Below are 16283 nucleotides of genomic sequence, written 5' to 3' on the forward strand. Positions count from 1 at the left end.
TCACCTCTTCTTAAACTGCAGACGAACTACTAAAGAAAAGAGTTACTCATTTCCGTTTCCTTTTAACCGCAATTAAAAATGCAATGAATACTATGTTTACACCGACGATTAAGGAAATAAATAACCAATTCACACCTGTTTCTCCACTAACTTTATATACATTTGATTCTTCTCGCTTTAAAACGAGATAAAATTGTCCGTTTTCTTCCCTTATAATTTCATCTTCCAATAGGCCACGTAATTCCTTTTTTTCTCCAATCAAATTTGCATGAAGAGGAACTTTTTGCGTCTCTTTCGTATTGTTAATCGCTACTAACGTTACCTCATCTTTATACTTTCGTTTAAATATGCTCATTCCACCTTTATCGTATAGAAGTTCAAACGTGCCACGGCGTAAAGATGGTCTCATTTGCCTAAGTTCACCCAGCTTTGTTATGTGCTGCATAAACTTTTCATCTGATTTAAAATCCATTAACCTTCTATTATCCGGAACATCCCCTCCATCTAATGCGATTTCAGTCCCATAATAAAAATTCGGTATCCCTGGCGATGTGAATAAGTACGTGAGCGCTAGTTTTAAACGAGACGGCGGGTAATACATATTTTCTTTTGCAATACGTGCAAATCTTTTTGTTTCTTGATTATCTAAAAATGTAACAAATTCTCCTTCTTTTTTGCTCACTGCATATAACGATTTTACCGATACATCCGCCTTGGAAAACGATTCTACTATTTTTTTGTTATATTCATTATCTTCCTTTGTCATAATACGAAAATCTTTCTTTATCGCTTGCATATCTTTCTGCACGTCAACCCAAAAGGAATGCGGCTTTTTCTCACTATGTATCACATAACTTCCATCTAAATCAACTTCTTTTATCCACCATTTCATCGAATCAATTACTTGTTGTTCATTTTCTCCAAACGGAAATTGAAATACAACTTTCATTCCTTTTTCATGAGCTTTTGTTACAAGCTCTTTCACATCATTTTCCGTTCCGTAATGTTCATTTACTATTTGAAAATTTCGTACGTCTAATCCATCGTACTTTCCACTTTCAAATAGCGGAGAAAGCATAACAGTGGTAAATCCCATTTCTTTTATGTAATCTAGTCTTTTTATAATTCCTCTTATATCTCCACCCTGATATCCTTCTAAATTACCAACGTCTAACCGTTTGTCATTTTTCGGCTCTCCATTATTAAAACGATCGATCGTAATGGAATATATGACTTCATCTCGCCATTCTCTTTTTTCTTCTGCGAAAGTATGTATTGGTACAAATAAAACGACAGCTAAACAAAAGCAAATGAATAGTTTCCTAGTCCATATTTTTCCCACACGCATCCCCCAAGTTTTTTAATTGTAAGAATATTATACCAATTATCTAGACGAAGCGCATACGTTGATTTCATTACTCCGAAAATTCTTCATGTTAGAAAATCTAACATGAAGAATAAAGTTTTCTGAATTTTTAGTTGATTTTTCTTTTTATTTCGAATATGATATGAAACATAACAAATCGATGTTATTTTTTCTAACATCACAGGAGGAGAGAAAATGAATACAGGAGATACGGTTTTTATGTTTGTGACGACCGTAATGGTCATGTTGATGACACCAGGATTAGCACTTTTTTACGGAGGCATGGTTCGTAGTAAAAATGTACTGAGCACAACAATGCATAGTTATAGCGCAATGGCTATCGTTTCGATTCAATGGGTTGTAATCGGTTATTCTTTATCATTCGGACCAGATTGGCATGGCCTTATCGGCAATCTCGATTGGTTCGGTTTAAACGGAGTTACCTACGCACCAAATCCAGACTACTCATCTACTATTCCTCACAATTTATTTATGATGTTTCAACTTATGTTCGCCATTTTAACTCCCGCTCTAATTTCAGGTGCATTCGCCGAAAGAATGCGATTTTCTGCCTTTCTTATTTTTATCCTTCTATGGACAACACTCGTTTACAATCCTGTCGCTCATTGGGTATGGGGCGTTGGCGGATGGCTAAGAGAACTCGGCGCGCTAGATTTCGCTGGTGGTAACGTCGTTCATATCACTTCTGGTGTTGCCGGCCTTGTATTAGCTATATTCCTTGGAAAACGAAAAAACATAAATGGTACTTCACCTCACCATTTACCATTTACAATGCTAGGCGCTGGGCTACTTTGGTTCGGCTGGTTCGGCTTTAACGTCGGGAGTGCATTATCCTTAAACGACGTAGCTTTAACCGCATTTATTAATACAAATATAGCCGCTGCTGCCTCTGCCCTAACTTGGATGCTATCTGAATGGTTCTTCCAATCAAAGCCAACTGCGATGGGAGCTGCTTGCGGAGTTGTTTCGGGTCTAGTTGCTATTACGCCAGCTTGTGGATTTGTTACACCCTTTTCCGCTCTTCTTATCGGGGCAATTGGCGGCGTATTATGTTTCGGCGCTGTTTTCTTCTTAAAAACAAAATTCGGATATGACGATACACTCGATGCTTTCGGATGCCACGGCATCGGCGGAACTTGGGGCGGGATTGCAACAGGACTATTCGCAACTACTACTGTAAACGGCGATGGTGCGAACGGATTGTTTTACGGAAATACCGCTTTACTGTTTAAACAACTTGTAGCAATCGGAGCAACATATGCATTTACCATCATCATGACGTACGCCATTATTAAAGCCATTAACTTCTTCCTCCCTGTCCGGGTAGATGAGCACGAAGAACATATGGGACTTGATATTTCAATGCACGGCGAGAAAGCTTACGAGTATACTGAGCGAGTGAACTAAAAAAAGAGATGCAATCTATCGTTAGTAGATTGCATCTCTTTTTATCGCACTTATTACCACACTCCAGTTGGTATACATATGAATATATTAGCTATTTTTTGATATATCGACTGTTCATCAACAAAAAATATTTGAGACTAAATGATAGATAATAGCTATGCAATTTTGATACAGGGAATAAGAACAATTTAGGTAAAACATACGTAATAAAGTAAGTATGTATATTCGCATAAAACTTGCAAAAGAAAGAAAAATTTAATCCTTTCCGGATATAGAATTAGCCTTTGTATTTACTACGTATAATGACAATTTCTATCAACTTCACATTAATAAGATATACTCTTCTAAACATGGCATCCCCCCAAACTAAAGAGATACACATACATATCTTATAGTAAACAAGCTAAAGGAAGTGATTGATGAATTATGTCTCACAAACAATGTGACAACCCATATCGATTTCAAAATCAGATAGAAAAGTATGAACATATGTTTAAGCATTGCATCTCCTTCTCACCAGAATCAAACTCAAATAGTACGTTTCTGACATGGAATATTTATCAAGGTTTTAATGTTACACCATTATTCGCTGCACCTCCAAAACTAATTCCCGAAGTCGTAACACAAGTCTTTAGACAATTTCTTGCGACCAACTTCCCCGTTCGTGCCAAGGCAATCGCTAAAGCTATCGCTTCGGAAAAACCCGATCTTCTCGGCCTACAAGAAGCCGTGCTGATAAAGCTAGTTATTCCAACTTTCGGAACCATAACCTATGACTTTATAAATATATTATTAGAAGCATTAGAAGAACAAGGTTTAAAATATGAAGTTGCAGCTCTTAATAATAATGCAAAGGGAGAACTTCCAGATAGCAATGGAAATTTAGTTCAATTTCTAGAAAGGGACGCAATCTTAATTCATAAAAATCATAAATTAGACATAACAGGAAAACAGGAAGCTAACTTCCAAACAAATCTAACTATCCCCTTAGCAGGACAACCTTTCACAATACTCCGAGGATGGTCTTCTATAGATGTTAAGATTGACGGGCAAATCTTCAGGATGATAAATACACGTTTGGATCCCTCTGTTGAAGCCATACGGAATGCCCAAGCACTTGAAATTCTTCAAGGACCTGCAAACACACCTTTACCAGTAATTATTACGGGAGATTTGAATTCCCCTCCTAATAGCAGTACTAATAATCTTTTTATTACTGCAGGATTTAAAGATGCATGGAATACAGTAGGTAAAGGATTAGGGCTTACCGCTGAACAGGGTCCCGATCTATTAAATGCGGTTTCTTTGTTGAATCAAAGAATCGACTATATTTTATTTAAAAACGGCTGGGAACCAATTGAAGCAGAATTAGTTGGAGAATCGCAGAAAAACAGAACAAACACAGGACTTTGGCCATCTGATCACGCAGGAGTATTTGCAAGTTTACATTTATAGAATCATCAGCACAAACAATAACAAAAGCCGTAGTTAACATTTGTACCGAAATGAAAAAATAGCAATACCCATTCCATACAACCCTTATATGCAAAACTTATTTTACACACAAAAAGACGACCGAAGACCGGTCGTCTTTTTCTATTTATTTCGGAGCATTTCCTACATATTGCGTAATATCAACATTTAATGATTGCGCTAAACGCATACCGTACTCTTGATCTGCACGGAAGAAGTTACAAACAGCTAATAATTTCGTGCGCTCATTTACGTCTTTTAGGTCATTTGTTAAGTTTGCAATTAAGTTATCTTGCTCTTCTTTAGAGAATGAACGGTAACGCTCACCCGCTTGTTTGAAGTCATTTGGTTTCTCAATTTTTTCACGAGATACGTAGCCTTCTACTTTCATAGTTGAATCACGGTAAGCTTTGTCTTCAACCGGATTTTCCGTATGACGGCTCGGTTCGTAGTTAATTGTAGATGGGTTTTGATCGATTTGCATTGCCCCATCACGCTGTTGGTTACGAACAGCTGCATACGGGCAGTTTACAGGAATTTGTAAATAGTTTGCACCAAGACGGTAACGCTGTGTATCTGGGTAAGAGAATAAACGACCCTGTAATAATTTATCTTCAGATGGTTCAATACCATTTACAGTTGCACTTGGCGTAAACGCCGCTTGCTCTACTTCTGCGAAGAAGTTTTTCGGGTTACGATTTAACGTCATTGTTCCTACTTCAATTAACGGGAAGCGATCTTCTGGCCACACTTTCGTTGGATCTAACGGATCAAAATCTAAAGAATCCGTTTCATCTAACTGCATCACTTGTACGTGTAAATCCCATTTTGGATAGTTCCCTTTTTCAATCGCATCGAATAAGTCACGAGTTGCGTGGTTGAAGTCTTTCCCTTGTACTTCTTGCACTTCTTTTGCATTTAAATTACGTACGCCTTGCTGTGGTTTCCAGTGATATTTAATGTAAACAATTTTACCTTCTGCATTAATCCATTTGAATGAATGGACACCGAAACCTTCCATTTCGCGATAATTTGCTGGTGTACCGTAATCAGAAAATACCCACGTCATCATATGTGTAGACTCTGGCGTTAACGTCATGAAATCCCAGTAACGATCTGGCGTTTGCACATTTGTATCAGGCGCTGGTTTTAAAGAATGCACCATGTCCGGGAATTTAATTGCATCACGTATGAAGAAAACTGGTAAATGATTACCTACGATATCATAGTTTCCTTCTTCTGTATAAAATTTAACAGCGAACCCACGTGGATCACGCGCTGTTTCTGGAGAACCTTGACCATGAATAACCGTTGAAAAACGAACAAATACAGGCGTTTCAGTTCCTTCATCTTGTAAAAATGCTGCTTTCGTATATTGCTTCATGCTGTTTTTCGTTACGAATACACCGTGAGCACCTGCGCCACGTGCATGCACCACGCGCTCTGGAATACGTTCGCGATCAAAGTGTGCAAGTTTTTCTACTAAATGATAGTCTTCTAGCAATACCGGTCCACGGCGACCAGCTGTACGAGAATTTTGGTTGTCTCCAACTGGAGCACCTTGGTTTGTTGTTAAGCGATTATTTGGATTCATCTAGGGGGAGCCTCCTCTTTCTTTCATAGTAATTATTATTTATTTAAAATTATTATAAATTAATTATTATTCAAAACTAAATCTTTGTCAACTATTTCCTTCATTTTTTTGGAAACAATTGCAGCTAAGCAATCAATAAATGTAGGTTGTGCATTCGGCATATTCGGTCTAAAATACGCTGCATTTATTTCATCCGTTACAACCTTGCATTCATAATCGTTGTCATATAAAACTTCTAAATGCTCCGCAACAAAACCAACTGGACAATATATGAAAGATTCATAGCCATGCTCTTCATATAAATCTTTCGTTAAATCTTGCACATCAGGTCCAATCCACGGATCAGGCGTATTCCCAGCACTTTGCCAACCGATTGTATAGTTTTGGATATTTGCAGCCTCTGCAATTAAATCCGCTGTATGCTGTAATTGCTCGACATAAGGATCACCTGCTGCAATAATTTTTTCTGGTAAACTATGCGCTGAAAAAATTACGACCGCTTTCTCTTTATCTTCAATTTTTGTAAATGTTTCTTTTATTTGGTCTGCCCAATATGAAATAAACTTCGGTTCGTCGTACCATTGTTCAATCGGTTCAATAGCAGGCCCACCTATTTCCTCCGAAAGACGAATTGCACGGTCATTATACGCTTTAATGCTAAAAGTTGAATAATGCGGCGCCAATACTATACTAATTGCCTGCTCAATCCCATCTCTCTTCATTTCTTCTACTGCATCTTCTATAAATGGAGCAATATGTTTTAAACCTAAATAACACGTAAATTCATACCCTTTAAATATGTTATTCATTGAATCTGTTAATTTATGCGCTTGCTCTTTCGTAATTTTTGCAAGCGGCGAAATTCCTCCAATCGCTTTATAACGCCCGACTAAATCTTGGAGCGCTTCTTCAGATGGTTTACGACCATGACGAATATGCGTATAATACGCCTCTACATCATCTAATGACTCTGGTGTTCCATACGCCATTACGAGTAAACCTATTTTTTTCTTTGCCATCTATATAACACCTCAATTTCATAAATGAGAATCTTTTTCAAGAACATTTGTTTCCAATTATAACAAGCAATAATGAGTACGTCAAAATAATAATTCTAATTAAATATTATTTATAAGATGATTTTGAATTTTATTTGACAATTTATTTAATATTATTTGTCTCTTGTCTTCTTATATAATTGTGGAACTTCACAACACCTTAAAAAAATCTCAATATTCCGGTTATCATTCCTCAAAGTTTGCACTTTACTATTTATCTTGGAAAAAGAAACAGAATTCCGTCGAATTCTAATTAAAAAAGCCTATAAGGAGGATTTAAAATGAAACAACCCTTTATTAAAAAAGCAGCATTAATTTCTACACTTTCCATGAGTACGATCCTATCTACAGCACTTCCATTTAACGTTTTAGCAGCAACCACTCCAACAATACAAACGCAACAAGAAAGCCTCACTGACGAGATTATGAAACTTTCGTTCGAGGAAAATCTAGATGATAGTTCTGCGTCCAATCACATCATTTCGTATAAAAATGGTAATCCTTCATTTACAGACGGACGCATAAATAAAGCTCTCAAGTTTAAATCAACCTCACAGAAAACCGCTTCTTATATCGACTTAGGCGATACTTCGCAATTAAAATTTGGAGCAAGTACAGATTTCACAATAGCCTTTTGGGTAAAATCTTCCGGGGTAAATGCTGATCCAGCTATCATTTCAAATAAAGATTGGAATAGCGGTGGAAACTTAGGGTGGTTTATCGGGTTAAAGGACAAGGCTCTCCTTTGGAATTTCAAAACTTCTGGTAGCTCTCGTATAGATGCCTCTATTCCAAATATCGCTGATAACGTTTGGCATCATATTACGATTTCTCATGACCGCGATGGATATGCAACTATTTATAAAGACGGAAAGCTAGAACAACAAATTGATATTAGTAAAATGAAAGGTACAATCGATACAAATTACACAACAAAAATTGGAGTTGATGGTAAAGGAACTTTATTTGGAAACAACTTTGATGCAGCACTAGATGAAGTAACTATCCTAAAAACAGCAGTAACAGCTGCAGATGTTCAAAAGATGTATCAATCCGCTCCACCAATCGCTGTTACTGACATTTCCATTGATCAACCAACCCTGCATTTAAATATTGATGGTTACACCTATTTACAAGCCAACGTCCAACCTTCTGATGCAACAAATAAAAAAGTAACTTGGACAAGTAGTGATAAAAACATCGCAGATATTGAAGCGACAGATGGAAGAGTCAAAGTAATTGGAAAAGACATTGGGAAAACGACAATTCAAGCCATTTCTGAAGATGGAAAAAAAGCCGCTACTACAGAACTAACTGTTGGAAATTCATTAGATATAACACGTGATGGTTTACTTCAACAAGACGATTTAAACTTTATAAAACAATACACCGGATCAAATATAAATAGTCAAAACTGGGATGAAATTAAGCATGCAGATTTAAATGAAGATGGAAAAATTGACGAAAAGGACATGCTTCCTCTTCAAGAGCGGCTAAAACAATCTACAAACTACCCATACAAACATGTCTTTATTATCGGGTTAGATGGAGCCGGTATCGCTGTTAAAGATGCTACTGCCCCTAATATTAAAAATTTTATCGCTAATGGTGCCAGCACTTATAATGCGCAAGCTCTTTCACCAACGATTAGCGCTCAAAACTGGGGTGGAATCATACACGGTGTAACACCTGATAAAACAAAGCTTGATAATACAATCGCAGGGTCAGTAGTATTCCCTGAAATCTCGCCTTACCCATCCTTTATGAAAGTACTAAAACAAGAACGACCATACGCAAAAACGGCCTCATTCGCTGGATGGAGTCCAATTAACAAGGGGATTATCGAACAATCTGTAGGCGCTCACTTAGAGTCTGTTCCGGATGACCAATTAGCACCAAAGATCTCAAATTACATCAAAACAGAAGGAAAAGATACTGCGATCACATTCATTCATTTTGATGATATTGATGGAGCTGGTCATTCTAAAGGCTACGGCAGCCCCGCATATATGCAACAAATTGAAAAAACAGATAAAAATGTAGGGATTGTATTAGATGCAATTCGTGACGCTGGTTTATTGGAAGATAGCCTCATTATTATGACAACGGACCATGGAGGAAAAGGCTACGGACATGGCGGAGAATCTCCTGAAGAAAAGACAATTTTCTGGGCAGCAAGTGGCCCTGGAATTCTCGCAAAATCATCTATTACAACTCCTATGACAAATATGGATACAGCGGCAGTTGTAGCACAGGCACTACGCTCGAATAAACCTATGACTTGGGATGCAAAAACACCTGAGAAATTACTTGAAACGTTCCCTACTAGCCTTACACTTAATAAATCAAAACACTCTTTAAAAGAAAGAGAAACCTTTGAACTTGTTGCCAAGATCACCCCAAACGTTACAAATAAAAAGTTAATTTGGAAAAGCGATAATCCAAGCGTAGCAACAATACAAACAGCGGACGAAAAGGCAATTATCCATGCTGTACAAACTGGTACTACAACTATCACAGCAACAACTGCTACTGGCGAATATGTAGCAACCTGTCAAGTAACTGTTGAACCAAATCACGTGCCTGTTACAGGTATCAAAGTAGATGAACGATTCTTTGAGCTTAAGCAAGGGGATGAAAAACTTGTGTCCGCCTCTGTTCTTCCTGAAAATGCAACAAATAAAAAGATAGTTTGGAAAAGTAGTGACGTGAGTATCATTGCCCTAGAAAAACAAAATGATACGACTCATGCAAAAGCTTTAAAACCAGGACGCGTTGTCTTAACTGCAACAACAGATGATGGAAAGTACAATAGATATGTTTATATTCAAGTAAAATAGAAAAAAGGCGGCTTACACAACATGCAAGCCGCCTCTTATTATTCTTTAATATTCACTCCATACTCTTTAAACCACACATGAAGTTGCGCTAAATGAGCTAAAAGCTGAGGCCCAGTCATTAATTGACCAAACCAAGGTTTTTGAAATGCAATACCACCAGACTCGATCAATCCACTCAGCTGTTCTTTATCAAATAGTTCGTGTAAAATTGAGCCTTTATCCGTTAATAAACCTTGTAACCATACTGTTACTGCTTTTGTATAGTGTGGATTATGCGTTTTCGGATACGGACTTTTCTTTCTATACAATATATCATTTGGAAGTAATCCTTCTAGCGCTTTACGCAATAGACCTTTTTCGCGGTTTTTATACATTTTCATTTCCCAAGGAATATTCCACGCATATTCGACAAGTCGGTGATCCGCAAATGGAACACGTACTTCTAAGCTTGCGCCCATACTCATACGGTCTTTTCTATCTAATAACGTTGTCATAAACCATACCATATTTAAATAAAATAATTGTCGTCTCTTTGCTTCAATTGGGCTTTCTCCCTCTAAAATCGGAACTTCTTGAATGGATTCTTCATAGCGCTGCTGTACATATTGTTGTAAATTTAATTTATTTCTCCATTCTTTCTTTAGCAATTGTTCACGTGCTTCTGTAGAACGCATCCACGGAAATGCACTCGATTGTAAATCATCTTCTCTATAAAACCACGGATAACCACCAAATATTTCATCTGCACATTCCCCAGATAAACCGACGACAAAATCTTGTTTAATTTCGCGGCAAAACCATAACAATGAAGAATCGATATCTGCCATACCAGGCAAATCACGAACGAGTACTGCTTCCGTTAAATACTCTGCTAGTTGTTCATTCGAAATGACGCAACGATGATGAATTGTTTCAAATGTCTCCGTCATTAAATTAATAAATGGTGCATCTGAATTCGGCTGAAATGCATTTGCTTTAAAATACTTGTCATTATCTTCGTAATCAATAGAATACGTGTGTAATTGTCCTTTTCCTGATCTTTCGTATTCTCTTGCAGCAATTGCTGTAATCGCACTCGAATCTACGCCACCCGATAAAAAAGTGCATAACGGTACGTCAGAAACGAGCTGTCTTGTAATGGCATCTTGCAATAAAAAACGCGTTTTCTCTACCGTTTCTTCAAAAGAATCTTCATGTTTTTTACTTTCAACATTCCAATATCTCCATATACATAAACCATTCTTTGAAAATGTCATCGCATGACCTGGACGTAATTCTTTTATACCAGCATAAATACCGTGACCAGGTGTTCTAGATGGTCCGAGACCAAATATTTCTGATAATCCTTCTAGCGTTACTTCCGCTTTTACATCTGGATGCGCCAATATCGCTTTTAGCTCAGATCCAAATAATAATCGTCCGCTATCATATTTATAAAATAGCGGTTTTACGCCTAAACGATCTCTTGCAATAAACACTTGCTCTTTCTGCTCATCCCATACTGCAAAGGCATATATACCGTTTAAATGATCGACACATTCTTCTTTCCATTCAATATAAGAAGCTAATAGTACTTCCGTATCAGAGTGACCTTTGAACGTATATCCTCTTCTTAACAATTCCTTTCGAATGTCTTCTGTATTATATAATTCGCCGTTGTAGCAAATAGCATAATTCGTTTCATCTTTTAAACAAGTCATCGGCTGTTTACCGCCCTCAGGGTCCACAACGATTAACCGCTTATGCCCAAATGCAACATTTCCTTTAATCCAAACTTTATTATCATCCGGACCCCGCTTCGCTAACGTTTCAGCCATCTTTGTAACGACGTCTCTTTCTCCTTCTAATGAGCGTTTATAATCCACCCATCCTGTAATCCCGCACATATGAATCATCCTTCCATCTTATTTCTTTTCCTAAACGAGCAGCAATCCCCACCCTGTGAGTGCGGATCAAAAAAATGACAAACTTGACGATAACCTACTATCCACATATGGAATAGCATTCTCACTCAGTAAAACGTGTTTTATTGTATGCCCACCTATGTCTAGATGTGTCTAGTTATAAAGAATGCAGGAACTGTCTATAACAAGAATAACTACTTTCAATAAAGGAGAAATCATGTATGATACAACGTAAACATATTTTATATAACCAACCCCGCGCTCATACAGTCGGTAATGTAGAATGTATAAATAATGAATGGGTGTTCTTTGATGACGAAAATGAAGAAGCTTTTTTATTAGAAGACATTGCTGAAGATGGGTTTGAAATTTTGTATAACAACAATTGGCTACCTGCCCGTTTCTACGAACAAGATATATTACAAATCGCCAATGAGCAGCACCATTTGCAAAACGGTGAAATGATACGCATTCGAAAAAAATTACTTCTTAGCTATAATGAATGGCTTGAGGAATTACCTGATTCTGTCTTTACATTATTAACTGAATCATTACAATCCCTTCACTACTCTTTATATGATTGCATGTATTGTCATAATTATTTATCCTTCTTACCAAAAGAGGAAGCATGCGAAGGAGTAAACATTCTTTTATTCGATAACGAAGAGATGATTTGTGCACTGCAGCACCATTTCGTCCGTCACGCTACTTCAAATAAAAACACGTTCCGTTTTACGAAAGTAAATGGAGAAGAGTTGCATATCGATGCGACATAAAAATAAAAACCACCTTATCTCCCAAATACTTGAGATCAAAAGGTGGTTTTATTTTTATTTGAACACGTACCAGCCAATCGGTAATTTTAGTCCTAAATAAATTACTGCTACTAACGCGACAATAAATAAGCCCCAAACCGCCCCTGTTGGTTTGTTTTTGCTCATTTTTACAAGAACCATTTCCATGCCGCCAATTACTAAAATACCAGCTAACATTTTCATGCCGTACCACATGTGCATGCTACCTGTTGCTGTCTTCACAATACTCATGTACAACATGAAACCTGTCACAATAATGAGTATATACATTAGGCGAAGCCCCATATGTACACCTTTACCTTTTCTTCCTGCCGAATAAAGTGAATACGCCACAAAGAATAAAATTAAACCTAACGCCCATGCTGTAATATGCATATGTACCATCGTATTCCTTACCTCCTCTTTTCACACTTTTTCACTCTATATGATAACATGTTCATTTATTTTCAGGAAATGTTTCGCTTTTTTACATTTAAATGCTATAATATTTAGAGTATTTACAAACTTCTTGTAATAACAAAAGGGGGAACAATCATGATTCAAACTAAGGATATTATCGAACTTACAGACACATACGGAGCAAATAACTACCACCCACTTCCAATCGTTATTTCTAAAGCAGAAGGTGTTTGGGTAGAAGACCCTGAAGGAAACCGCTATATGGACTTATTAAGTGCATATTCTGCAGTAAACCAAGGTCATCGCCATCCAAAAATTATTAACGCTCTAATCGAACAAGCTAACCGTGTTACGTTAACTTCTCGTGCTTTCCATAGTGATCAATTAGGTCCTTGGTACGAAAAAGTTGCGAAACTAACTAATAAAGAAATGGTACTTCCTATGAACACAGGTGCTGAAGCTGTTGAAACTGCAATTAAAACAGTTCGCCGCTGGGCTTATGATGTGAAGAAAGTAGAAGCAAACCGCGCTGAAATCATCGTTTGTGAAGATAACTTCCACGGACGTACGATGGGCTCTGTTTCTATGTCTTCAAACGAAGAGTACAAGCGTGGATTCGGTCCAATGCTTCCTGGCATCATTGTAATTCCTTACGGTGATTTAGAAGCATTAAAAGCTGCAATTACACCAAACACAGCAGCATTCATTTTAGAGCCAATTCAAGGTGAAGCAGGAATTAACATCCCACCAGCTGGTTACTTAAAAGAAGCTTTTGAAGTATGTAAAAAAGAAAACGTTTTATTCGTAGCAGATGAAATCCAAACAGGCTTAGGCCGTACTGGTAAAGTATTTGCTTGCGACTGGGACAATGTAACTCCTGACATGTACATACTTGGTAAAGCACTTGGCGGCGGTGTGTTCCCAATTTCTTGCGTAGCAGCAAACCGCGACATTTTAGGCGTATTCGAGCCAGGTTCTCACGGTTCTACATTCGGTGGTAATCCACTTGCATGTGCTGTGTCTATCGCAGCTCTTGAAGTATTAGAAGAAGAAAAATTAACAGAGCGTTCTCTTCAATTAGGAGAAAAATTAGTTGGGCAATTAAAAGAAATTGATAACCCAATGATCACTGAAGTTCGCGGTAAAGGTTTATTCATCGGTATTGAATTAAACGAGCCAGCTCGTCCTTACTGTGAACAACTAAAAGCTGCTGGTCTATTATGTAAAGAAACACATGAAAATGTAATTCGTATCGCACCACCTCTAGTAATCTCTGAAGAAGATTTAGAGTGGGCATTCCAAAAAATTAAAGCTGTATTATCGTAATGATAGAGAGGTTGTCCTACACGTTGGGACAACCTCTTCCTTTCTCTAATCATTTACCTTAAAATAAGATTGAATATTCAATTTTCTTAAAAAGGAGGAGGAACTGTGTGCTATTAAAATACGGGAAACATATTAACTATTTAGCTACCATTCTTATTTCCATTACATTCATCGGATTCCTATTATCCACAACATTACTCAGTCACTATTCAAATCCCCATACATTTACATTACTTAAAGCCTCATTTTGGGCTGCCGTTTTCCTTACAGTTATCGGATTTGGTCGTGAAAGAAGTTCTATTGCCGTTATGCTAATCGGGATTTGTACATTAGCACTTATCGGATTATATATTTTCGCTATTTTAGATTTTTTTAATAATCCAAGGCCATAAAAAAGAGCTATCTTTTAATAAGATAGCCCTTTCTTCATTTCACTATATTTCGCAAAGTACCAATTCCTTCTACTGTAATGACCACTTCATCACCTGCATGTAAAAATTTCGGTGGTGTAAAGCCTTTTCCTACACCTGCCGGCGTTCCTGTTGCGATAATATCGCCTGGTTCTAATGTCATCCCTTTACTTATCGTTGAAATAATTTCTTCTACTGAAAAAATCATTTTATTTGTGTTTGACTGTTGCCTTACTTCTCCATTCACTACTGTTTCAATGTGTAATGCGTTTGGCGTTCTAACCATAGATTTATGAATTAAATACGGTCCCATCGGACAAAACGTATCGAAGCTTTTCCCAAGGAAAAACTGTTTATGCTTCCTTTGAATGTCTCGAGCAGTTACATCATTTATAACCGTATAACCAAAAACATGCTCAAGCGCTTTTTCTTTTTTTATTTGTTTCCCTCGCTTGCCAATAATGATAGCTAGTTCGCCTTCATAGTCTAGTTCATCCGTTGCGTGAGGGTGACCATTAATTTGCTCATTCATGCCAATAACTGTTGTTGGTGCTTTCGTAAAGATCATTATATTTTCTGGAATAGACTCTACTCCGCCCATTTCCATCGCATGCTCACGATAGTTTTTTCCAACGCACAGAATATTCTTTCTCGGCCTTGGAATCGGTGCTAATATTTTCACCTCTGTTAACGGATAATACGCCGCTTCCCCGTTCTCTTTTGCCCAATTTACAATTTCACATACCTTCTCAAAGCATTCATTCCCTCTTTCAATACATTCTAACATTGTAATCGGGATTGTAACCTTTTCCCCTTTTTGCCTTTGCGCTTCCCTTAAATGCAATACCTTCTCTTCTTCCTCATCCACAATACCTACGAATACCTTTTCTTCTTTCTTCGCCGTTACAAAACGCAATATTTCCACTCTCCATCCTAAAACTCATACCCTTTAATTGTATTCGCATCCGTAAGAAAAAAACCTTCTCATGCACGCTAATTTTTACAATATTCTTCTCGCATCCTATTCGTTACTCAGCAACTATTTGACATAAAATGTAGAAATTATACTTTTTTTAGCGAAAGTGTTTCTTTTTTATGGAATTTTTGTATAATATGTACTACATATATACATAAAATTTATTGAGAGATGGAGCCGATTTCAATGTTTGAGCAAGCTATCGAAAAAAAACGTGAAAAAATGATCTATTTTGCTGAACGCTACGGAATGACTTCTCAAAAAACAGTAAATTGTAGCCAAGAATTGGACAGGCTCTTAAATGTCATTTGGCACATGCACACAGATTACACGCAAACTCAAATGTTCGAAACACATTCGTAATATCGGATGTGTTTCTTTTATTTCAAAAAAGTACACATTTTATTAAAAACGCCCATACAATAATAGAAAAGAAAATTTTAAAACGAAGGGTGTTTTGTATGCCGGCTATGGTTGGACATATTCGTATCGTTAATATTGGATCGAGTGGGATTTTTCATATTGGAGATGTATTTGCGATTAGGCCCATTAGTTATTCACGTGCTTTCGCTGGGGCCGGTTCCTTTAATGTTGGGGATAATGTTTCTGTCTACAATTATCAAAGTTCAACGACTGTCAACGATTCAGATGTAATCGATCAAGCAATCATTGGTTCAACTTAAAGGGGGCGATT

General features: G+C 37.2%; 14 protein-coding genes. 8 read left to right on the top strand and 6 right to left on the bottom strand.

Annotated features, from left to right (window positions below):
* Nucleotides 1-46: 46 nt before the first annotated feature.
* Entirely contained in the window at nt 47-1342 is a 1296-nt protein-coding gene (locus tag BAQ48_RS10915; RefSeq protein ID WP_242660456.1) for an alpha-amylase family glycosyl hydrolase, read from the bottom strand.
* A gap of 219 nt (nt 1343-1561) precedes the next feature.
* Here BAQ48_RS10915 and BAQ48_RS10925 point away from each other — a divergent pair, with 219 nt between their 5' ends.
* Complete coding sequence (locus BAQ48_RS10925; RefSeq protein ID WP_071711088.1) at nt 1562-2794, top strand: ammonium transporter; 1233 nt, start codon at nt 1562-1564, stop codon at nt 2792-2794.
* 426 nt (nt 2795-3220) lie between these two features.
* On the top strand, nt 3221-4249 hold the full coding sequence (locus tag BAQ48_RS10930; protein ID WP_207544837.1) for an endonuclease/exonuclease/phosphatase family protein: 1029 nt from the start codon (nt 3221-3223) through the stop codon (nt 4247-4249).
* 145 nt (nt 4250-4394) lie between these two features.
* Here BAQ48_RS10930 and katB read toward each other — a convergent pair whose 3' ends face one another.
* Nucleotides 4395-5861 carry a catalase KatB gene (gene katB, locus BAQ48_RS10935; protein WP_071711089.1) on the bottom strand — a complete coding sequence of 489 codons (1467 nt, stop codon included), beginning with the start codon at nt 5859-5861 and terminating at the stop codon, nt 4395-4397.
* A 59-nt stretch (nt 5862-5920) separates the two neighbouring features.
* Nucleotides 5921-6880, bottom strand: a complete 960-nt coding sequence (gene hemH / locus BAQ48_RS10940) for a ferrochelatase (RefSeq protein WP_071711090.1) — start codon at nt 6878-6880, stop codon at nt 5921-5923.
* A 320-nt stretch (nt 6881-7200) separates the two neighbouring features.
* Here hemH and BAQ48_RS10945 point away from each other — a divergent pair, with 320 nt between their 5' ends.
* On the top strand, nt 7201-9759 hold the full coding sequence (locus tag BAQ48_RS10945) for an Ig-like domain-containing protein (RefSeq protein ID WP_071711091.1): 2559 nt from the start codon (nt 7201-7203) through the stop codon (nt 9757-9759).
* A gap of 38 nt (nt 9760-9797) precedes the next feature.
* On the opposite strand, the gene asnB is transcribed toward BAQ48_RS10945, so the two are convergent.
* On the bottom strand, nt 9798-11645 hold the full coding sequence (gene asnB / locus BAQ48_RS10950; protein WP_071711092.1) for an asparagine synthase (glutamine-hydrolyzing): 1848 nt from the start codon (nt 11643-11645) through the stop codon (nt 9798-9800).
* 239 nt (nt 11646-11884) lie between these two features.
* On the opposite strand from asnB, the gene BAQ48_RS10955 reads away from it, so the two are divergent.
* A complete protein-coding gene (locus BAQ48_RS10955; RefSeq protein ID WP_071711093.1) occupies nt 11885-12439 on the top strand; it encodes a DUF2777 domain-containing protein in 555 nt (184 codons plus the stop codon).
* Nucleotides 12440-12493: 54 nt separating this feature from the next.
* Here BAQ48_RS10955 and BAQ48_RS10960 read toward each other — a convergent pair whose 3' ends face one another.
* Nucleotides 12494-12862, bottom strand: a complete 369-nt coding sequence (locus tag BAQ48_RS10960; protein WP_000233505.1) for a YisL family protein — start codon at nt 12860-12862, stop codon at nt 12494-12496.
* A gap of 150 nt (nt 12863-13012) precedes the next feature.
* On the opposite strand from BAQ48_RS10960, the gene rocD reads away from it, so the two are divergent.
* Together rocD and BAQ48_RS10970 are read left to right on the top strand one after the other, a co-directional pair.
* Nucleotides 13013-14203: an ornithine aminotransferase gene (gene rocD / locus BAQ48_RS10965; RefSeq protein ID WP_071711094.1), complete on the top strand. Its 1191-nt coding sequence runs from the start codon at nt 13013-13015 to the stop codon at nt 14201-14203.
* A 107-nt stretch (nt 14204-14310) separates the two neighbouring features.
* A complete protein-coding gene (locus BAQ48_RS10970) occupies nt 14311-14595 on the top strand; it encodes a hypothetical protein (RefSeq protein WP_071711095.1) in 285 nt (94 codons plus the stop codon).
* Nucleotides 14596-14629: 34 nt separating this feature from the next.
* Here the strand turns inward: BAQ48_RS10970 and BAQ48_RS10975 are convergent, their stop codons facing one another.
* Complete coding sequence (locus BAQ48_RS10975; protein ID WP_001213068.1) at nt 14630-15529, bottom strand: fumarylacetoacetate hydrolase family protein; 900 nt, start codon at nt 15527-15529, stop codon at nt 14630-14632.
* 246 nt (nt 15530-15775) lie between these two features.
* Here BAQ48_RS10975 and BAQ48_RS10980 point away from each other — a divergent pair, with 246 nt between their 5' ends.
* Together BAQ48_RS10980 and gerPA are read left to right on the top strand one after the other, a co-directional pair.
* Nucleotides 15776-15952 carry an aspartyl-phosphate phosphatase Spo0E family protein gene (locus tag BAQ48_RS10980; protein ID WP_000462856.1) on the top strand — a complete coding sequence of 59 codons (177 nt, stop codon included), beginning with the start codon at nt 15776-15778 and terminating at the stop codon, nt 15950-15952.
* A gap of 98 nt (nt 15953-16050) precedes the next feature.
* The gene (gerPA, locus tag BAQ48_RS10985; RefSeq protein ID WP_001111191.1) at nt 16051-16272 is read left to right on the top strand and encodes a spore germination protein GerPA; all 222 of its coding nucleotides are present in this window, start codon (nt 16051-16053) and stop codon (nt 16270-16272) included.
* The last annotated feature ends 11 nt before the right edge of the window (nt 16273-16283 follow it).

This window comes from Bacillus luti (assembly GCF_001884105.1).
In the GTDB taxonomy this organism is placed as follows: domain Bacteria; phylum Bacillota; class Bacilli; order Bacillales; family Bacillaceae_G; genus Bacillus_A; species Bacillus_A luti.